Genomic DNA, 19,193 nt, shown 5'->3' with positions numbered 1-19,193 from the left:
TTTGACAAGTGCACGCTGTTGAGTTCTCAAGGATCGGATGCTCCCACGACCCAGCCATCACAGCCAGGCCCGCAGGGCAACTTCTCTATCTTACCGATCTCGTTTCCGTTGTCAAGTCCGAGTTTCTTCGGCCTGACCGTGGGAACGGACCAGCACCTTCATCCTCTTCACTCAGTGAGTGTTTCAGATTCGGGAGGTGTTCGATGCTTGACGGGAGCCGGTCCGAGGACCTCCGCTCAACCGTTTGGGGCGAACAAGTAATAAGTTACGCGGATCCCGGGGATCGGGCAAATCAGGGCTGACCGCCGGGCGTGTCGCCCGATAACCCGCGTCACGGAGCCGTCCTCGATGGACGGCGAGAGCACACCCTCGATCGCCCGTACGGGCGCGACGTCACGGCGCGGGTGCATTCGGCGGGGAGAGGGACCGGCGTTGCCGCGCACTCTCCCCCGTCACGGTCCGACCGTTGACTCGAGCAAGCACATGAGTGAAGAGGGCGGGGGAAGGCAAAGAGCGCCGGAGGAAAGCAGAAAGCCCCCGGTTCTCACCGGGGGCTTTCGTGTTCTGTGGACCTAAGGGGATTCGAACCCCTGACCTCCTCGATGCGAACGAGGCGCGCTACCAACTGCGCCATAGGCCCGTGAACGAGTTCTACGCTATCACGACGAAAGCGTTGATCGCGTCTACCACGATCACCCCGCGGCGCGACGCGAGAGCAACTCCCGCACGTGCGCCTCGATCTCCGCATCGTCGACGAAGCCCATCTTCGCGTAGGGCGAGGACGCGGCAGGAAGCTGCACCGGTGCTGCCGGCGCCATCTGCTCGGCGCGCTCACGCAGCGCGGCGACTCTGGCTGCCTTGCGGCGTTGCTCCTGCGCCTCGATCTGGGCCTGCGCAGCCTGCGCACGCGATCCCGATACGGACACCAGCGGCTCTGGGAGCGGACGCGGTGTCCACGTCGCCGGACCCTGGTCGTGCAGCACGGGTGCGACACGTTCCTTGACGGGTGGCGCCACCTCATGCGTGGCGCGCGCCGCGCGGTTCGCGACCGCCGCCATCCTCTGGAGCGCGATGCCGGCGGGCAGGATCATCGACCCGCCGAGCCACAACAGCACCGAGGACCCGACGGCCACGAGCTGCCAGATGCCGAATGCGACCACGGCGAGACCGAGCAGGAGAGAGATCGTCGCGACCATGCGCACCCGGCGGCGGGCGCGAGCGCGACGGATCACCGGGTCGGCCCTGGTCGCTGCGAGTTCCTCGCGAAGAGACTCGAGCTCGGCGGCCTCGCGTTCCGACTGCACCCGCTTGGCGAGTTTCTGCTGTGCCAGCGCCGTACGGGCGTTCAGCTCGACGTGCACCTCGGCCGGAGTCTCACTCGTCTCGGCGAGGATGCGGAGCGCCTGGTTCAGTCGAACGGCGTTGCGTTCCGCGGCGTTGTATTGGAAGCGGCCTCTCCACGAAGGGAGCAGGTAGAGCATCCAGAGGAGCACGGCGACGAGCACGATCACTCCCCCGCTCAGCACCGGCCCGTCCATATCGACAACGGTACGGGTTCAGCGGTGACAGAGCCGTACAGAAGGGCGCGTGTCGCGGCGAGTCCGTCAGGATCGCCCGGCGAGCACCGGCTCAGAGGGCGATTCGGTCGGACGGCGGTACCGTCGCGGCGTCAGGCGGCACCTGACCGCTGAGCCAGCGTGCGAGCACACCCTGAGGGACGTCTTCGCGGGTCAGCGCGAACGCGTAGTGATCACGCCAGTCGCCGTCGATATGGATGTAGCGGCGGCGCAGACCCTCGTAGCGGAATCCGAGCTTCTGAACGATTCGAAGGCTCGCAGCGTTCTCCGGTCGGATGCAGATCTCCATCCGGTGCAGCCCGTACTCCGTGAAGCAGGCATCGGTGGCCAGCGCCACTGCGGTGGGGGTGATGCCCCGGCCCGCGAAACGCTCGCTCACCCAGTACCCGATGGTCGCCGAGCAGAGGGAGCCGCGCGAGACGCCCCACACGTTGAGCTGCCCGGCGACCTCGCCGTCGTACTCCATGACGAACGGATAGCCCGATCCGTCACGGTACTGCTGAAGCAGACGACGGATGCTGAGCCTCATGTCGAACGAGACGGAGCCGTACGGGACGGTCGCTTCCCAGGGCTGGAGCCACGATCGGTTCGCGAGCAGCTCATGCTGCAGCGGGCGGGCATCCTTCGCCCGCACGAGTCGCAGCTCGATCGGTCCGTGTCGCATTCCCGTCGCCAGTTCCATGCCGCACCGACCTCCGCAGGATCGCCTAGAGGCGTTCCGCGAACTCCTTGAGCCAGGGCCGCAGCTCGGGGCCGAGGTCCTCCCGATCCGAGGCGAGCTGAACGATGGCCTTGATGTAGTCGACGCGGTCGCCCGTATCGTAACGGCGTCCTCCGAAGATGACACCGACGACGCCGGGTCCGTCGGGATCGGTCGCGAGTTCCTGCAGCGCATCCGTGAGCTGGATCTCGCCGCCCTTGCCCGGCTCGGTGCGCTCGAGGATCTCGAAAACCGACGCGGGAAGAACGTATCGACCGATGATGGCGAGGTTGGACGGAGCGTCTTCCTGCGCAGGCTTCTCGACGAGACCGGTGACCCGGACGGCAGCTTGGCCCTCGATCGGCTCGACCGCCGCGGCGCCATACATGTGGATGTTGGCCGGGTCGACCTCCATCAGCGCGATCACCGCGGCGCCGGAGCGCTCGTGCTCGGCGATCATGTCGGTGAGGAGCGGATCGCGCTCGTCGATGAGATCGTCGCCGAGCAGCACCGCGAACGAACTGTCGCCGACGTGGGTACGTGCACGCAGGACCGCGTGTCCGAGACCCTTCGGCTCGCCCTGCCGGACGAAATGGATGTCGGCGAGGTCGCTCGACTTCATCACTCGCTCGAGTCGCCCCGTGTCGCCCTTCTCCATGAGCCTCACCTCGAGCTCGGGCACCGAGTCGAAGTGGTTGGAGATCGCGTTCTTGTTGCGGCCGATGATGACGAGGATGTCGTCGATCCCGGCGTCCGCAGCCTCTTCGACGACGTACTGGATCGCCGGCTTGTCGACGACGGGCAGCATCTCTTTCGGCATCGCCTTCGTCGCGGGAAGGAATCGAGTCCCCAGTCCTGCCGCGGGAATGACGGCTTTGATCTTGTGGTCAGCCATCCTCCCAGCCTAGCGGTGAGCGTCGCCGTAGACTCGAAGCCATGTCTAATGACGTCGAACACGCCAAGCGCGCTCTCCGCGCCGAACTGCGCGAAAGACGCCAGCTCCTCTCCGATCCGCAGCGCGAGGCCGCGGCCACGGCGATCGGCGAGCGCCTCGACGCCCTGGTCGACGAGCTCGGCGCACAGTCGATCTCGTGCTTCCTGTCGACCACCACCGAGCCGGGCACCCGTGACTTCGTGACGAGGGCGGTGCGCCGCGGCATCCGCGTCCTGTTGCCGGTCACCCGCGCCGACGGTCTCCTGGACTGGGCCGTGGCCACCGACGACGACGAGGTTTCCGAAGGACTCCACGGCCTGCCGGAGCCCACCGGTGAGGTCCTCGGTCCGATCGCCGTCAACGACGTGGACCTGATGATCGTCCCTGCCGCCGCCGTCGATCGCACCGGGATGCGGATGGGCTGGGGACGCGGCTACTTCGACAAGACGATCGGCTCCATGGAGCAGTGCCCGCCCGTCTACGCGGTCATCTATGATTCCGAGGTACTCGACGAACTTCCGCGAGAGGTGCACGATCAGCCCGTGAACGGGATCGTGACGCCGTCGCAGACTCTCACCCTGTCGCCTCGGCGACGCTGACCTGCAAGGACCCCCATGCCCACCTACGCCTATGCCTGCACATCGTGCGGACACAAGTTCGACGCCGTGCAGAGCTTCGCGGATGACGCCCTGACGGTGTGCCCCGAGTGCGGCGGCCAGCTGCGGAAGCAGTACGGCTCGATCGGCGTCACCTTCAACGGGTCCGGTTTCTATCGCACGGACTCGCGTGCCAAATCCGGCGGTTCCGGGGATGCTTCGGCATCATCGAAGACGGAATCGACGACGAGCGCCAAACCGGCGACTGCGTCGACTCCGGCCTCTTCGTGAGGCCCTGATCTACTGGGGGTTCCCATGCTCAAAGGTTTCAAGGACTTCCTGCTGCGCGGGAACGTGATCGATCTGGCCGTGGCCGTCGTGATCGGCACGGCGTTCACCGCGATCGTGACCGCGGTGGTCAACAGCATCATCAACCCCTTCATCTCACTCTTCCTCAAGGCGGATGCCGCAGGGGAGTTCGGGATCCCCGTTCCGAACATCTACGGCGAGACGGTGACGTTCCCGATCGGTGACCTGATCTCGGCGATCATCAGCTTCCTCGCCGTCGCCGCCGTCGTCTACTTTGTCTTCGTACTCCCGATGAACACCTTCAAGGCGCACGTCGAGGCACGCAAAGGCACGCCGGCCGAAGAGCCCGAGGAGGAGCCGGCCGCAGCGAGCGAGGCCGAGCTGCTGGTGGAGATCCGCGACCTGCTCAAGGCGCAGCGCGGCGCCTGACGCCCTCCACTCAGACACGAGACGCGCGATTCCTCTTCGGAGGGACCGCGCGTCTCTCTTTCCGGCTCGGGCTCGTGAAGAACGATCAGTAGTGCGGCGGCACGTCCTGGATGAGCTGATCGTCGTTCGGGCCTTTCGCGCCCTTCGGCCGGGCACGTGGCGGCGTCGGCTGATCGGTCCCCGTCTCCGGGGCCGGGTCACTTCCGGGCACCGGAGTCAGTCGGGCACGACGCGATCCGGCGACCCGCACCACACGTTGACGCGGAGCATCGGGGTCGACCTGGTCAGTCATTCGGGGTGTCGGCGATATCGAGCGGCTGCGTGTCGTTCTCGGCCCGCGGCACGGTGTCGGAGATGCCCAACACGGCGGCGATGCGCGTCGCGACGGTCGCCGGATCGCTGTAGAGATCGAACGCGTGCACGCGCACGTAGTGCCAGCCGAGGCGACGGAGGACGTGCGGCCGCAGCCGCAGCGTCTCGCGCAGGGACTCACCGCGCGATTCCGGGTCGGGCTCGATCACGACCGCCTTGCCGCCGTGCTGCGCGACCAGCGGAAGCAGTCCGCGGTAGTCGACATCGACGGAGGCGCCGAGCCGCCGCAGTTCCCTGGCCAGGGCGAGAGTGAGCGGGTCAGCCAGATCCTCGAGCCGCGCATCCCTGCCGCGGGCGGCGAGACCACCGAGGATCGACATGAGCGTGGCTGCGCCGTGCTCGAGGCGCCCATCGTCGAAGGAGGACGGGCGGATCGACGAGACGAGGACCATCGATCGGCGGGCTCGGGTCATCCCGACCGTGAGCAGACGCTCGCCGTCTGGTGTGGAGAGATCGCCGAAGTCGCTCAGGACACGGCCGTGCTTGGTGAGTCCGAACCCGAGCGAGAAGATCACGCGGTCGCGACTCTCCGCCACGGATTCCTCGAGGGTGAGGACGGCGAACGGCTCTGCGGTATCACGGCTGACGAAGTCCGCCACGTCGGAACGCCCGGCGAAGGCGGAGGTGACAGCGGCACGCACGCGCTCGGCGTGACGCGCACTGGCGGTGACCACCATGAGGGATTCGGAGGGCCGGTGAACGGCGTGCTCGACCACGAGGGTCACCACACGCGCGACTTCGGCATCGGGGCTCTCGACCGCACCGGACACCGGATCAGGGGTACCCGTCCCGCCCTCGACGTAGTCGACCGTGAGGCTGCCGCGACCGAGATAGGAGCCCGCCCACGGCAGGGAGACGATCTCGCCGCCGTAGAACGCATCGTTGATGAGCTCAGCGAGATCCTCGCCACCGGCACGGTAGCTGCGCGTCAGAGTCATCACGGGCAGAAGCTCGGAGAGGCGCTCGAACACCGAGACGTCGTCGAACGACACCTCCGCCTCCCAGGTGTCCTCCGGATCCACGGCGATGTGGAACGGTGTGGGACGCTGCGTGACCGGATCGCCGAACGCGACGACCTGGCGTGCCCGGCAGATCGCCGGTGCAGCCTCAGCCAGATTGATCGCGGCCGCATCGACGAGAAGGACGGTGTCGAACTCGACCGATTCCGGGATCTCCGGCACGAGGTACGGGGAAGAGATCCAGACGGGCGCGAGCACGTCGACGAGGGTCGGCGCGGCGCTGACGACCTGCGCAGTGGTCGCGGCGGGCTGAGTCAGCGCGCGCCGGAGATGCTGCGACTGCTGCGGTTCGTCGACGATCGCGATCCGCCACTGGTTGGCGAGCTGCCAGGCCAGGAGCGGGCCCGCCATCGCGGCGTGTGCCTCGTCCACCAGCCGGAAGTCGCGCTCGAGCCGGTCGACGACGGCGGTGTTCGCACCGAGTAGAGCACGGTTGTCCTGCAGCGCGCGCTCGAGGAGCGACTGCCACCAGGCGAACTCGAGCTCCTCCCCCACCTGCGATTCGGCCACGTGCCGCACCGAGAGTTCCGCGAGCAGCGGCTCGAGCCCGAGGAGCGCGAGGCGATCGCGCAGCTGCGCGCGTTCCACGAGGTTCTCGAACACGTCGGACTTGGCGGCGAGCCCGGCAAGAGTGCGGACTAGTCGTGCGACCGGGAGCGACGCCAACGGCTCGCGGCGGCCCAGCGCGGCATCCAGTTCGGCGAGCTCCGCCTCGACCCGCTGCCAGGCCACGTACACGTCGGCGAGACCGAGCGGGATCTCCGGGGCGACCCCCGCCTCGACGTACCGCTGCCACTGCGTGCGCTGAGTCTGGATCCGCAGCAGCGCTTCATGCATCTCGGTCACGTGGACGCCCGGACGGACATACTCCTTCGCCAGACGCCGCAGCCGCCGCCGGTTCGCTCCGGAGAGACCGGGGGCGTCGCGACGCGAGCCGTGCGCCTGGATGAGCTCGCCCAACGGCCGCTCGAAGACCGTGGGGCTGAAGCGATCGAGTGAATCGCGGATGCCCTGCAGCAGACGCAGATACTCGCCGAGCTCGTCGATCGTCGCAAACGGTCGCATGTGCGTCTGGGCGATCAGTTCGTAGCCGCGCTCGAGAAGAGCGGGGACGCTGTCCGAGTGCAGTCGACCGGCGAGCTCGTGCGCGGCTCTGGCCGCTTCGGTGCTCGTGAAGGTCACGCCGTACCACGGCGAATCATTCGGGCCGAAGCGGAACTCCCCAAGACGCGCGGCCTGAGCGAGGGCTTCTGCAGCCTCGCTGCGATCTGCCGCGAGGCGACGGAGAGCGTCGGTGCCGAGCCGAGCGGTGGTGGACGGCGGCACCGGCAGCGACGCGAGCCTGGTGAGCTGGCGGGTCGCGTCGAGCACCGAGGCATCCACTCCCGCGATGGGAGCCGTGAGAGCCTGGCGGTAGTCGCGCAGGACGGTCCGGAGGCGCACCAGCGCGTCGTCGACCTCACTGACCTTGGGTGGTGTCGCCTTCTCGTTGCGGCCGATCGCCCTGACCAGGTCGCGACGCACGCTGGCCGGCGAGATCGCGAGGCTGTCGAGCCCGATACCCGCGAGCCGATGACGAACGCCGTCGAGTGTCGAACGACGCGCCGAGACCACGAGCACGCGCTTGCCGGCGCGGACGAGTTCGCCGAGCGCGTTGATCACCGTCTGCGTTCCGCCCGTGCCGGGGAGCGTCGCCACCGTGAGCGAGTGTCCGGCGGCGATGCGCGCGAGAACCGCTTCCTGCTCGGCGTCTGCGTCGAGAAGAAGATTGTCCGATGCGGGAGCCCGATCGTCGGGTCCGGTGAGGTGCGGCGTGGCGCGAGGCGCCGTCACACGCTCGCGGTCGCCCACATGGCCGCCCAGCGCATTGAGGAGCACGTGATCGAGGCTTCCGGCGTCGCGGGACATCGCTCCGGAGACGTCGGCGAACGTCGACACCACGAGCCGCGGCTCTACGGAGAAGGTGTCGATCGAGCGGGTCATCACGCGCAGGTTGTCGATGACCGGCTGCGGCTTGAAGATCCCGCCGTCGTACGCGAGCGCTGCGAGGGACGCGGCATCGATCGACAGCCCGAAATGATCACGGGCGATGCGGACAAGTTCGGGATTGACTTCGAACGCGCCCTGGAGCTTGAGTTCGAAGTCGGAGTGATGCCGCCGGATCGCCAGCGGCCGCAGCAGCACGGGCGCGGCGAAGCCCGCTCCGCCGATGCGCCACCGGGCGACTCCGACGGCCAGGTGCACGGCCTCGATGCCACGGACGGTGCGCAGTTCTGTGTTCTTCGCGGTGATCCGCTCGGCGGCCAGCCGCGCGGTGCGCAGACCCACCTCGTCGCGGAAGAGGTTCGACAGCAGGGTCGATTTTCCGGTGATGAACTGCGGCAGGCTGCCGGGGTGGGCCTTGGAGATGTCGATGCCCGATTCCGGGCTGTCGCGGAAGCTCACCAGCGGAGAGGGGCCGCCGAGGTCGGCCGCTTCCGCCCTCAGCCGGGTGCGCTCAGCCTCAGCGGCATGGGCGATGTCAACGCCGGTCGTGGGCTCGTGCAGATCGCCGATGGCCACAGCAGCGTCTGCCGCTGTGTTCTCCGCAGTCTTGTCTTCACGTCGCCACACAATGACACCCTAGGCGCGAGACCGGGCGAGCTGGGGTATCCCGGGCGGGTTTCCGCCGAATATCCGCCTCCGAGAGCCGATCCGCACTCCTCCTGCCCCGTGGCGATGACCGTCACGTTCTCCACCCCGCCCGGGAGGCCGGTGCTCCCCGGACAGCGATGCCAGTCAGGATGGTCGCATGACCTTCCGCTATGACTTCGCTCCGACTCCGTTCGGTGACGCCCTCGCGGTGTTCTCGGACGAGGGCATCGTGCGATTCGACCTCTCCGAATCCGAAGACCCCCTCGTTCCCTGGCTCCTCGAGGGCGTCACACGACAGCTGGGCGCCGTTCCGGAGCCCGACCCCGGGGCCGCCGACGAGCTCGCACATCTTCTGGCCGACTACTTCGACGGTGACCCGGTGCGTTTCGACCAGCACCTCCGGCTCGACTGGCGGCTGGTGGACGGATTCCACCTGAGCGCCCTGCAGACGATCTGCACGATCGAATGGGGCGAGACGATGAGCTACGGAGAGGTGGCCGTCCGTGCCGGACACCCCGGCGCGGCCCGCGCGGTCGGCACCGCGTGTCGGCTCACGCCGTTCTCGATCATCGTGCCGGTGCATCGCGTCGTCCGGTCGGACGGAAGTGTGGGCCAGTACGGCGCGCACCCTGAGCGCAAGAGATACCTGCTCGACCTCGAGGCGGGTTGAGCGAGCGGACGCAGACGTGGACCCGGCGAGTAGGCCGCCGGGTCCACGTCTTGCCCGGGTTCGATCCTCAGGAGGCCGCGGTCAGTGCTCGACCGCCTTCTCCGCGCCGAACCCCGTCAGGGAGCGCACCTCCATCTCAGCGGCGAGCTGCGGAGACTCTTTGCGGGAGCTCGTCACCGTTCCGAGCCAGCCGAGAAGGAAACCCAGCGGGATCGAGACGATCCCCGGATTGTTCAGTGGCCACACGGCGATGTCGATCCCAGGGATCATCGATGTCGGGGTTCCCGAGAACACCGGCGACAGCACGATGAGCAGGATCGCGGACCCGAGCCCGCCGTACATGCTCCACACTGCGCCCCGGGTCGTGAACCGCCGCCAGAAGAGCGAATAGAGAATGGTCGGCAGATTGGCGGAAGCGGCGACGGCGAAAGCGAGAGCGACGAGGAATGCGATGTTCTGCCCCTGCGCTCCGATGCCGCCGAGGATCGCCAGGATGCCGATCACGACCACAGTGCGACGAGCGACGCGCACCTCGCCGTTCGGATCTGCGGCGACCGGCTCGCCGGCAGCATCCTTGCGCCCCTTCTGGATGACATTGGCGTAGATGTCGTGCGCGAACGACGCCGCAGCCGTGATCGTCAGGCCAGCGACCACCGCGAGGATCGTCGCGAAAGCCACGGCGGAGATGAAGCCCAGCAGCACCGGACCGCCGAGCCGGAGCGCGAGCAGCGGCGCCGCCGAGTTCACGCCGCCCGGAGCGGCCGCGATCACATCCGCACCGACCAGTGCTCCGGCACCGTAGCCGAGCACGAGGGTCAGCAGGTAGAAACCACCGATGAGCCAGATCGCCCAGACGACCGAGCGGCGTGCTTCCTTGGCCGTCGGCACGGTGTAGAAGCGCATGAGCACGTGCGGCAGGCCGGCGGTCCCGAGCACGAGCGCCATGCCGAGGGACAGGAAGTCCCACGGGTTCGCGCCGTACTGCAGTCCCGGAGCCAGGATCGCATCGCCCTTGTCGGAATTCGCGACCGCGGCTTCGAGAAGGGTGTTCAGGCTGAAGCCGTTGATCGCGAGCACCCAGATCGTCATGCCGACGGCGCCGCCGATCAGGAGGACGGCCTTGACGATCTGCACCCATGTGGTGCCCTTCATGCCGCCGATCAGGACGTAGACGATCATCAGCAAGCCGACCACGGCGATCACGATCGACTGCCCGAGCCGTCCGTCGATGCCGAGCAGCAGCGATACCAACCCACCGGCACCGGCCATCTGCGCCAGCAGATAGAAGAAGCACACAGCGAGCGTCGTGATCGCGGCCGCCATTCGCACCGGGCGCTGCTTCAAGCGGAACGACAGCACGTCCGCCATCGTGAACTTCCCGGTGTTGCGCATCAGCTCCGCCACCAGCAGCAGTGCGACGAGCCACGCGACCAGGAATCCGATCGAATAGAGGAATCCGTCATAGCCGTTGATCGCGATGGCGCCGCAGATGCCGAGGAAGGACGCCGCGGACAGATAGTCGCCTGCGATGGCGAATCCGTTCTGCGGTCCCGTGAAAGAACGGCCGGCGGCGTAGTAGTCGGCAGCGGTCTTGTTGTTGCGGCTCGCGCGGATGACGATGAAGAGTGTCACCGCGACGAAAGCCAGGAAGATCGAGATGTTGAAGACGGGGTTGATATCGAGAGCGACCGGCTCGACCGCCGCGCGGATGGCGTTCATGCGTGCCCCTGCGCCTTCTCGAGTTCTTCACGGATCTCCGTCGCCAACGGGTCGAGTTTCCGATTCGCGAACGACACGTACGCCATGGTTATGCCGAACGTCGTGACGAACTGTCCGAGACCGAGGAGGAGCCCGATGGTGATATCGCCCCACACACGTTGTCCCATGAAATCGGGCGCGAATGCCGCAAGAAGCACATAGGCGAAATACCACAACAGGAAGAACACGGCGAGCGGAAAGATGAACGATCTCTGCGTCCGTTTCAACCTCTGGAATCGTGGAGACTGCTCGACGGCGATGTAGTCGATCTCACCGTTCGAATCGACGTGCGTCTGATCACTCATGGGGCCTCCTTGCCACATGTCCGGTCCCCGCGCAGCGGAACTGTGCGGATGATAAAGTCGACGCTACGAAACGGGGAACACAGTCGTCACCCCCGGAAGTAGGTAATTGTGAGCGCCCCAGTCCCTCTCGGTTCCGAGTCGGAGCTCGTCGCCCATGCGGTGCGCGAGCTCGCGCGGCGAACACGCTTCCCTGTGGCATTCGGCGGCCTCATCGAAGAGGGCGTCGTGAGCGTGACCAGCATCGTCGGCGCGCGCACCCGATCTTTGGACGGCTTGCGAGTGCGTCCGGAGCGCGGACTCGGCGGGCGGGCGATGATGGAACTGCGCCCACGAATGACGAGCGACTACGGCTCGTCGCAGCAGATCACCCACGACTACGACGTCTTCGTCCTCGGCGAGGGGCTGCGTACGCTCCTTGCCCTCCCGATCGTCGTCCACGGCCGGTCCCGCGGCGTGCTCTACGCTGGCGCATGGGACGAGGAACAGGTCGGGGGTGTCACCACGGCTCCGGCCATGCAGGTGGCCCAGTCCGTCGCCGATGAATTGCGGATCCGCGACGAGGTGCAACGACGGCTGGACACGAGCCAGCTCGGAAGCGAGACCGTGGCTCCCCCGCAGCGTGAGGCCCTCCGGGAGAGCTTCGCCGAACTGCGCAGCATCGCGGCCTCGGTCGACGACGCGGCGATACGCGCACGGATCGCCGAGGTCGAGCGTCGCCTCGTGGCGCTGGCCGGGGATGCGGCTCCTGCCACGACGGGGCCCGTGCCGACCATCCATCTCTCGCGCCGGGAAACCGACGTGCTCGCCTGCGCCGCGCTGGGATCGACCAACGCGGAGATCGCCGCACAACTCGGGTTGCGCGAAGGCACGGTCAAGGCATACCTCGGCACCGCGATGTCGAAACTCGACGCTTCCACGCGTCATGCGGCCGTCACCCGAGCGCGCCGTGCGGGGCTTCTTCCCTGAGACCTGCGCCGAAGCGGATTATGACTGTGCAATATTCAATTGTTGTCGCATTTCGCTTCTGCAGGTAAAGTCGCACGCATGGCTAGACGAATTGTGCACCAGTTGGTCGACGATATCGACGGCAGCGTCCTGGAAGTCGGAGAAGGCGAGACCGTGCATTTCTCGGTCAACGGCGCCTCCTACGAGATCGACTTGAATGCTGCGCATGCGGAGGAATTGCGAAAGGCTCTCGAGCCGTATATCGCTGCGGGCCGACGCGCCGGCTCCTCCAGCACCGCACGTTCCTCTTCATCTTCTCGCAAGCGACCGGCACGCAATCCCGAGGTCGCCGCCATCCGGGCATGGGCCAACGAGAACGGCTACACGCTCTCCGAGCGAGGACGCATCCCCGCCCCGATCCTGGATGCGTACAAAGCAGCCCACTGAGTTCGGCCCCTCGTGGGCCGAACTCTCAATCGGACGGCTGCTGTAACCAGGCTTCGTCTCGCAGCGTGATCTCTTCCGTCATGTCCTGGAGGAATCGGATGACGACATCCCGTTCGGCGGGCGAAAGCCGTGCAGCAGCATAGAAACGCTTCGCCTGCTGTCGGCCGACCGTCTCCATCGCCGCGAGCCGTGTCTCCGGCGTGATGCTGATGCGGAGCGCCCTCCGGTCGGTCGGGTGAGGTGCGCGGGTGATGTGCCCGCCCTTTTCCAGCCGGTCGAGGAGTTTGGTCGTCGCGGCCGTCGACACATCCAGGTGGTGAGCTATCCCTCCTGGTGTCGCCACCAGGCTCCGGTTCGCGCACACGATCAGATAGTGCAGCGCGCGCATATCTGTCTCATTCAGCCGCATGTACCGGCGTGAAGCCTGAGAGAGGGTCTGTTCGGCTTCTCGAAGCCCCGCGAGCGACTCCATGAGGCGGGCGATCTGCCGCAGTTCCTCCGGCGGCACGCCGGTTCGGTCGACCAGTGTGCTCCGCGGATCACTGGCATCGACGTCGTAGATCGCCGCGTGGCTCAACCCATCCGGCGTGCGGTCAGCAGAGCTCGTATCGCCGTCGACGGGCGGATTCATCGCCGGCGACCCCGCGTGCGGGGTGGTGCCGGGCTCCGTGTCCATGCGATCATGTTACACACCCACAGTTTCATGCTAAGTTGACTACTCACCAAGTTAGCAATCTTGAGAGGCTCGAACAAGGGAGATGCCATGGATTACGTGACCCTCCTGGCCGATGACGGAACCGCCGTCGGCACGTTGCCGAAGAGCGACGTCCACACGAGCGACACCCCGCTGCATCTCGCCTTCTCGTGCTACGTCTTCGACGCACGAGGACGTCTGCTCCTCACCCGCCGTTCGCTCGCGAAGCGGACCTGGCCCGGCGTCTGGACCAACAGCTTCTGCGGCCATCCACGACCCGACGAGAAGATGGGGGACGCGGTTCGGCGACGTGGTCTGGACGAGCTCGGCATCCGACTCTCGGGTGTTCGCCTCGTGCTGCCTGACTACCGTTATCGGGCCATCGACGCGAGTGGAATTGTCGAGAACGAGATCTGCCCGGTGCACGTGGCGATGATCGACGGTGAACCCGCGGCCGATCCCGACGAGGTATCGGAATGGACGTGGGTCGAAGTGCCCGCCCTGATCGAAGCCGTCACACACGCTCCGTTCGTGTTCAGCCCGTGGCTCGTCGAGCAGCTTCCCCTTCTGCGACAGGTCGGCGAGGTCTGAGCAATGAGCGCGACAGCCACGGAGGAAGCACTCGGGACACGGATCGAAGCCGCGCTGCGGCGACGCTTCTCCGCGCACACGGCAGCGGCGGAGAAATACGGCCCCGGGTTCACGGAGCTGTGGACGGTGGCGGCCGAACACGCACTCGGCGGCAAACTCCTCCGGCCGCGACTGCTCGTCGACCTGGCGCAGGCCCTCTCACCGCACCCGCTCTCGGCGGAGGCGAGCGAGTCCGCGATCGATGTCGCGGCCGAGGTCGAGCTGCTGCACTTCGCCTTCCTCCTGCATGACGATGTCATCGACGGAGACCTCATCCGCCGGCACGGACCGAACCTGATCGGCACTCTCGTCGCGGGTCGGCCGGACGCCCCTGCCGCACCGAAACTGCACTGGGCGCGATCGAGCGCGATCCTCCTCGGCGATCTCCTGTTGGCTTCGGCGGTGCTGGGGTTCGCCCGGGTGGACGTCTCCGTGCACGCACGCGATCGCCTGCTCTCGCTTCTGGAGCAGACCATCCTCGAGACCGTCGCCGGTGAGCATGCCGATGTCGCTCTCAGCGACGGCATGATCACTCCGGATCTACGAACGATCCTCTCGACGAGCGCCTACAAGACGGCGACGTACTCGTTCGTGCTTCCGCTGCGCGCCGCAGCCGTGCTGGCAGGGTCGTCGTCGGCGACCGAGCAGCGACTCACCACGATCGGCCGACACCTCGGCCTCGCGTATCAGCTGCAGGATGATCTGCTCTCCGTGTTCGGCGACCCCGACGAACACGGCAAGGATCCCTTCTCGGACCTGCGGGAAGGCAAGGAGACCGCGATCATCTCCTATGCCCGCATGACGAGCCACTGGGAGGGGATCGAACAGCACTTCGGCAGACCCGATCTCAGCGGCGCGGACGGCTCCCGCGCTCGCGATCGACTGCGCGAGTGCGGCGCCGAGGCATTCGTGCGTGGGCTCGTCAGCGAGCACCTCGAGGCCGCATCGACCGTTCTCCGCGACGCGGAGTCCGAGGGCACACTCCCACCGGCCGCCGGACGGACGATCCGCGCACTGGCCTCCCGCGTCGATGGTCGCGAGCGATGACCACCATCCCCCACGATCCCTCCGACGACGCCGCCCTCCGCCGATTCAGCCGCACGGCGGAGATCGCGACGAGCGACGTGATCCGCACCTACTCGACGTCGTTCGGACTCGCGACCCGGCTTCTCGGACGGCGACATCGTCAACATGTGCGCAACATATACGCGATGGTGCGCATCGCCGACGAGATCGTCGACGGTGTCGCCGCCGAGGCCGGGCTCGACAGCGCGGCGCAGTCGGCAGCTCTCGCCTCCTATGTGGAAGCGACTCACCGCTCGATGCGCAGCGGATACAGCAGCGACCTGATCCTGCACGCCTTCGCGCGGACGGCCCGGGAGTGCGACATCGGCGAAGACCTGACCACGCCCTTCTTCGATTCGATGAGTGCCGACATCGACCGTGAGACGGGTTTTGCCGCCTACGACGCCGACGCCCACGCGGCATATGTCTACGGGTCCGCCGAGGTCGTGGGGTTGATGTGCCTTCAGGTATTCCTGCGGGACTCGCCCCGCACACCCGAGGAGCTCGAGACCCTCCGACGCGGTGCGCGACAGCTCGGCGCAGCCTTCCAGAACGTCAACTTCCTGCGCGACCTCGCCGACGACACGGATCGTCTGCACCGCGGTTACCTCGGCGGCACCGCGCGTCTGACCGACGCAGACCGGGACGACTGGGTCGACACGATCCTGCGCCAGCTGACCGACGCCCGCGCGGCGATCCCCCTGCTCCCGAAGGATGCTCGCGCGGCCGTGCGCAGCGCGCTGGCGCTGTTCGCCGCACTGACCCGCCGCGTTGCGAAGACACCGGCCGAGGTCCTGTACCGACGACGGGTGCGGGTTCCTGACCCGATCAAGGCCGTGCTCGCCGCTCGCGCGGTCGCCGTGACCGCGATGGAGCGCGACCGATGAGCCGTGTGGTGGTTATAGGTGCGGGCGTCGCCGGCCTCGCGACCGCGGGCCTGCTCGCACGGGACGGGCACGAGGTCGTCGTCCTGGAGAAGAACGACCGCGTCGGCGGGCGGGCCGGAACGATGGAGCGTGACGGCTTCCGATTCGACTCCGGACCGTCGTGGTATCTGATGCCCGAGGTCTTCGACCACTTCTTCGCGATGATGGGCACCACGACCGAGGAGCAGCTCGACCTCACCCGACTGGATCCCGGCTATCGCGTGTTCCGCGAACCGACCGCAGAGGATCCGACGCGCGGCGCGGTGACGGTGCCCGCCGGCAGGCAGGCCGTCACGCGCCTCTTCGAGGATCTGGAACCGGGTTCTGCCCCGGCGCTGGACTCCTACCTGCAGTCGGCACGTCATGCCGGCGAGATGGCGCAGAAGTACTTCCTCTACAACCCTTTCACCCGGACACGGTCGCTCCTGGCGCCGGAGGTCCTTCGAGCGCTGCCCCGTCTGTTCACGCTGCTCGGCACCCGGCTGCAGTCCTTCGCGGCTCGTCGTTTCCGGCATCCGGTCGTGCGTCAGATCCTCGGCTACCCGGCGGTGTTTCTCGGCACAGACCCTCGCAGCGCTCCCGCGATGTACCACCTGATGAGCTCCCTCGATCTGGACCAGGGCGTCAGCTACCCGCAGGGCGGGTTCTGGCGGGTCATCGAACGGATCGAGGCCCTGGCCCGCGATGCGGGAGCCCGGGTCGTCACGGGTGCCGACGTCACCGGCATCCGCACCGAGGATGGGGACGGCGGAACACGCGTGACCGGCGTCGATTGGGTGGACGGATCGGGTACCTCCCACGTCGAGCTCGCCGATATCGTCGTCTCCGCCGCAGATCTGCACCACACCGAGACCAGGCTGTTGCCGCGATCGCTGCAGAGCTATCCCGAGTCGTGGTGGACTCGCCGCACGAGCGGTCCCGGCGGGGTGCTCGTCATGCTCGGGGTAGAAGGCTCCCTGCCCGAACTCCCTCACCACTCGCTGTTCTTCACCGACGACTGGGATGCGAACTTCGACGCGATCTTCGGCCCCACCCCGTCCGTCCCCGCCCCGGCCTCGACCTACGTCTGCCGACCGAGCGCATCCGACCCCGATGTCGCGCCGCCCGGCCACGAGAACGTGTTCATCCTGGTTCCCGTTCCGGCGGATGTCGAGCTCGGGCATGGCGGATCCGATGGATCGGGGTCCGCGGAGATCGAGCGAGCAGCCGATGCCGCCATCGACCAGGTCGCGGCATGGGCACGCATCCCCGATCTCCGTGAGCGGATCGTCGTGCGCGAGACCAAAGGGCCGGCCGACTTCCGCGACGACTACCGCTCGTGGCGGGGCGGGATGCTCGGGCCGGCGCATATCCTCTCCCAGAGTGCGATGTTCCGTGCTCAGAACGCGTCCAGGCGGGTGCAGGGACTCTTCTACGCCGGGGCCACGACCGCGCCCGGCGTCGGTGTGCCGATGTGCTTGATCAGCGCCGAGATCGTCCTGAAGCGCCTCCGCGGTGATCACTCCCCCGGCCCACTCCCGGAACCGGATGCCCCCACGATCGGGACGGCGAACTCCTGATGGGCGCGCTGTACCTGACCGCGCTCTTGGTCTCGCTGGGCTGCATGCTGCTTCTGGACTGGCGGTTCCGGCTGTTCTTCTGGCGGGATGCGCTCTCGGCCGCCGTCGTCACGGTGGTCGGCCTCGTCTTCTTCCTCCTCTGGGACGCGGCGGGCATCGCGAACGGCATCTTCCTCCGCGGCGACGCGGCGATCGCGACGGGTCTGGTGCTCGCACCGGAACTGCCCGTGGAGGAGCCGGTGTTCCTGCTCTTCCTCATCGTGTGCACGATGGTCATCTACACCGGCTCCGCCCGCCTGCTCGCTCGGAGGCGCGATCGGCTCCGTACGAAGGCCGGTGACGCATGAGTTACATCCACGTCGCAGCCTGCTTCCTCCTCGTCGCCGCCGGCGGTGGCATCGTCCTGGCCCTGGCCTCCCGCCGACGCGGCCCCGTGCCCGCGGCCGTCCTGCTGACGGTGCTCGTCCTGTTCCTCCTCACGGCCGTTTTCGACACGCTGATGATCGCGAGTGGGCTGTTCCACTACGCACAGGGTCCCCTGCTCGGTCTGCACATCGGCCTCGCCCCCATCGAGGACTTCGCGTATCCGCTCGCGGGCGCGCTGCTCCTTCCCGCCCTGTGGACGGCTCTGCGCGCACGGCGGCGAGCGCGCGAAGCCTCGACCGAGAATGACGAGGCCCGCGGATGAACGCCCGATCCGCACGCGAGCGCACCTTCGGACGGGATCTCGCGCAGATCGTGCTCTCCTCGCGGCCGATCAGCTGGATCAACACCGCGTTCCCCTTCGCGGCGGCCTATCTCCTCGCCACGCGAGAACTCGACATCACCCTGGTGATCGGGACCCTCTACTTCCTCGTCCCGTACAACCTCGCGATGTACGGGATCAACGATGTCTTCGACTACGCCTCCGATCTGGCGAACCCCCGTAAGGGCGGCATCGAGGGTGCGCTCCTTGCGCCTCGCATCCATCGCGCTACGCTCTGGGCGGCGGCCGCCACGAACATCCCGTTCCTCGTTTACCTCGTGATCGTCGGGAACCCGGCATCCTGGTTCTGGCTCGCTGTCAGCGTGTTCGCCGTGATCGCCTACTCGGCACCGGGGCTGCGTTTCAAGGAGCGGCCGTTCCTCGATTCGATCACCTCGAGCACGCACTTCGTGAGTCCGGCGATCGTCGCTCTCGCCCTGGTCGGCGCACCGGTGACGATCGGCACGATCATCACACTCGGCGCCTTCTTCCTGTGGGGCATGGCAGCCCATGCCTTCGGTGCCGTGCAGGACATCGGCCCCGATCGCGAAGGCGGAATCTCCTCGACAGCCACCGTCATCGGGGCGCGTGCGACGGTTCGGCTCTCCCTCGGGCTCTGGGCGATCGCCGGTGCGGCGATGCTGTTCACCCCATGGCCCGGCCCGCTCGCCGCCGTCCTCGCTCTGCCTTACGTGGTCAACGCAGCACCGTGGTGGAACGTCGACGATGGCAGCTCCGCGTCGACGAATCGCGCCTGGCGCCGGTTCATCGCCCTCAACTACTTCGCCGGCTTCCTCGCGACGATGATCCTGATCCTCGCGTGGATCTCCTGACTCCTGCCTCCTGCTCCTGACTCCTGCTTCTGAACGACCGTCCTCC

The 19,193-nt window shown here is 67.3% G+C and carries 21 protein-coding genes and 1 tRNA gene; 13 read left to right on the top strand and 9 right to left on the bottom strand.

Annotation, left to right across the window (positions count from 1 at the left end):
* Positions 1–567: 567 nt before the first annotated feature.
* The 4 genes from ACIOTO_RS12920 to galU form a co-directional block, all read right to left on the bottom strand.
* Positions 568–640: transfer RNA gene (locus ACIOTO_RS12920), tRNA-Ala, on the bottom strand.
* Positions 641–692: 52 nt separating this feature from the next.
* Positions 693–1,538 carry a hypothetical protein gene (locus ACIOTO_RS12915; RefSeq protein WP_400858061.1) on the bottom strand — a complete coding sequence of 282 codons (846 nt, stop codon included), beginning with the start codon at positions 1,536–1,538 and terminating at the stop codon, positions 693–695.
* Positions 1,539–1,629: 91 nt separating this feature from the next.
* Complete coding sequence (locus ACIOTO_RS12910; protein ID WP_091029250.1) at positions 1,630–2,241, bottom strand: GNAT family N-acetyltransferase; 612 nt, start codon at positions 2,239–2,241, stop codon at positions 1,630–1,632.
* 43 nt (positions 2,242–2,284) lie between these two features.
* Positions 2,285–3,172: a UTP--glucose-1-phosphate uridylyltransferase GalU gene (gene galU, locus ACIOTO_RS12905; RefSeq protein ID WP_029262712.1), complete on the bottom strand. Its 888-nt coding sequence runs from the start codon at positions 3,170–3,172 to the stop codon at positions 2,285–2,287.
* 41 nt (positions 3,173–3,213) lie between these two features.
* On the opposite strand from galU, the gene ACIOTO_RS12900 reads away from it, so the two are divergent.
* Genes ACIOTO_RS12900 through mscL form a run of 3 tightly spaced genes read left to right on the top strand, consistent with a single transcriptional unit; the run spans position 3,214 to position 4,545 of the window.
* Positions 3,214–3,810 carry a 5-formyltetrahydrofolate cyclo-ligase gene (locus tag ACIOTO_RS12900; RefSeq protein ID WP_029262713.1) on the top strand — a complete coding sequence of 199 codons (597 nt, stop codon included), beginning with the start codon at positions 3,214–3,216 and terminating at the stop codon, positions 3,808–3,810.
* A gap of 15 nt (positions 3,811–3,825) precedes the next feature.
* Positions 3,826–4,098, top strand: coding sequence for an FmdB family zinc ribbon protein (locus ACIOTO_RS12895; protein WP_400858060.1), 273 nt, complete (start codon positions 3,826–3,828; stop codon positions 4,096–4,098).
* 24 nt (positions 4,099–4,122) lie between these two features.
* Positions 4,123–4,545 (top strand): large conductance mechanosensitive channel protein MscL, encoded by a 423-nt coding sequence (gene mscL, locus ACIOTO_RS12890; protein ID WP_029262715.1) that lies wholly within the window; start codon positions 4,123–4,125, stop codon positions 4,543–4,545.
* 85 nt (positions 4,546–4,630) lie between these two features.
* On the opposite strand, the gene ACIOTO_RS12885 is transcribed toward mscL, so the two are convergent.
* Together ACIOTO_RS12885 and ACIOTO_RS12880 are read right to left on the bottom strand one after the other, a co-directional pair.
* A complete protein-coding gene (locus ACIOTO_RS12885) occupies positions 4,631–4,837 on the bottom strand; it encodes a hypothetical protein (RefSeq protein WP_029262716.1) in 207 nt (68 codons plus the stop codon).
* Complete coding sequence (locus ACIOTO_RS12880; RefSeq protein ID WP_400858096.1) at positions 4,830–8,498, bottom strand: AAA family ATPase; 3,669 nt, start codon at positions 8,496–8,498, stop codon at positions 4,830–4,832. Before ACIOTO_RS12880 ends, ACIOTO_RS12885 begins: the two co-directional genes overlap by 8 nt.
* Positions 8,499–8,727: 229 nt before the next feature.
* On the opposite strand from ACIOTO_RS12880, the gene ACIOTO_RS12875 reads away from it, so the two are divergent.
* Positions 8,728–9,240 (top strand): methylated-DNA--[protein]-cysteine S-methyltransferase, encoded by a 513-nt coding sequence (locus tag ACIOTO_RS12875; RefSeq protein ID WP_105711310.1) that lies wholly within the window; start codon positions 8,728–8,730, stop codon positions 9,238–9,240.
* 81 nt (positions 9,241–9,321) lie between these two features.
* On the opposite strand, the gene ACIOTO_RS12870 is transcribed toward ACIOTO_RS12875, so the two are convergent.
* On the bottom strand, positions 9,322–10,959 hold the full coding sequence (locus ACIOTO_RS12870; protein ID WP_262003825.1) for a cation acetate symporter: 1,638 nt from the start codon (positions 10,957–10,959) through the stop codon (positions 9,322–9,324).
* The gene (locus ACIOTO_RS12865) at positions 10,956–11,303 is read right to left on the bottom strand and encodes a DUF485 domain-containing protein (protein WP_029262720.1); all 348 of its coding nucleotides are present in this window, start codon (positions 11,301–11,303) and stop codon (positions 10,956–10,958) included. The genes ACIOTO_RS12870 and ACIOTO_RS12865 overlap by 4 nt, the downstream gene beginning before the upstream one ends.
* 108 nt (positions 11,304–11,411) lie before the next feature.
* Between ACIOTO_RS12865 and ACIOTO_RS12860 the strand changes: the two genes are divergently transcribed.
* Positions 11,412–12,269: a LuxR C-terminal-related transcriptional regulator gene (locus ACIOTO_RS12860; RefSeq protein WP_091029158.1), complete on the top strand. Its 858-nt coding sequence runs from the start codon at positions 11,412–11,414 to the stop codon at positions 12,267–12,269.
* Between the two features lie 78 nt (positions 12,270–12,347).
* Complete coding sequence (locus tag ACIOTO_RS12855) at positions 12,348–12,695, top strand: Lsr2 family protein (protein WP_029262722.1); 348 nt, start codon at positions 12,348–12,350, stop codon at positions 12,693–12,695.
* 25 nt (positions 12,696–12,720) lie between these two features.
* On the opposite strand, the gene ACIOTO_RS12850 is transcribed toward ACIOTO_RS12855, so the two are convergent.
* Positions 12,721–13,326, bottom strand: coding sequence for a MarR family winged helix-turn-helix transcriptional regulator (locus ACIOTO_RS12850; protein ID WP_400858059.1), 606 nt, complete (start codon positions 13,324–13,326; stop codon positions 12,721–12,723).
* Positions 13,327–13,458: 132 nt separating this feature from the next.
* Here ACIOTO_RS12850 and idi point away from each other — a divergent pair, with 132 nt between their 5' ends.
* The 7 genes from idi to ACIOTO_RS12815 are packed head-to-tail and all read left to right on the top strand — an operon-like array spanning position 13,459 to position 19,147.
* Positions 13,459–13,980, top strand: a complete 522-nt coding sequence (gene idi / locus ACIOTO_RS12845; RefSeq protein ID WP_400858058.1) for an isopentenyl-diphosphate Delta-isomerase — start codon at positions 13,459–13,461, stop codon at positions 13,978–13,980.
* A gap of 3 nt (positions 13,981–13,983) precedes the next feature.
* Positions 13,984–15,066 carry a polyprenyl synthetase family protein gene (locus ACIOTO_RS12840; RefSeq protein ID WP_400858057.1) on the top strand — a complete coding sequence of 361 codons (1,083 nt, stop codon included), beginning with the start codon at positions 13,984–13,986 and terminating at the stop codon, positions 15,064–15,066.
* The gene (locus tag ACIOTO_RS12835) at positions 15,063–15,971 is read left to right on the top strand and encodes a phytoene/squalene synthase family protein (protein ID WP_400858056.1); all 909 of its coding nucleotides are present in this window, start codon (positions 15,063–15,065) and stop codon (positions 15,969–15,971) included. Before ACIOTO_RS12840 ends, ACIOTO_RS12835 begins: the two co-directional genes overlap by 4 nt.
* Entirely contained in the window at positions 15,968–17,569 is a 1,602-nt protein-coding gene (gene crtI / locus ACIOTO_RS12830) for a phytoene desaturase family protein (RefSeq protein ID WP_400858055.1), read from the top strand. Before ACIOTO_RS12835 ends, crtI begins: the two co-directional genes overlap by 4 nt.
* Positions 17,569–17,916 (top strand): lycopene cyclase domain-containing protein, encoded by a 348-nt coding sequence (locus ACIOTO_RS12825; RefSeq protein ID WP_029262728.1) that lies wholly within the window; start codon positions 17,569–17,571, stop codon positions 17,914–17,916. Before crtI ends, ACIOTO_RS12825 begins: the two co-directional genes overlap by 1 nt.
* A complete protein-coding gene (locus tag ACIOTO_RS12820; RefSeq protein ID WP_400858054.1) occupies positions 17,913–18,257 on the top strand; it encodes a lycopene cyclase domain-containing protein in 345 nt (114 codons plus the stop codon). The genes ACIOTO_RS12825 and ACIOTO_RS12820 overlap by 4 nt, the downstream gene beginning before the upstream one ends.
* Positions 18,254–19,147 (top strand): prenyltransferase, encoded by an 894-nt coding sequence (locus tag ACIOTO_RS12815; RefSeq protein ID WP_105711319.1) that lies wholly within the window; start codon positions 18,254–18,256, stop codon positions 19,145–19,147. The genes ACIOTO_RS12820 and ACIOTO_RS12815 overlap by 4 nt, the downstream gene beginning before the upstream one ends.
* Positions 19,148–19,193: the final 46 nt, after the last annotated feature.

This window comes from Microbacterium sp. NPDC087592 (genome assembly GCF_044743585.1).
In the GTDB taxonomy this organism is placed as follows: domain Bacteria; phylum Actinomycetota; class Actinomycetes; order Actinomycetales; family Microbacteriaceae; genus Microbacterium.
Note: the sequence above shows the minus strand (reverse complement) of the source record. Positions and strands in the feature narration are given on the sequence as shown.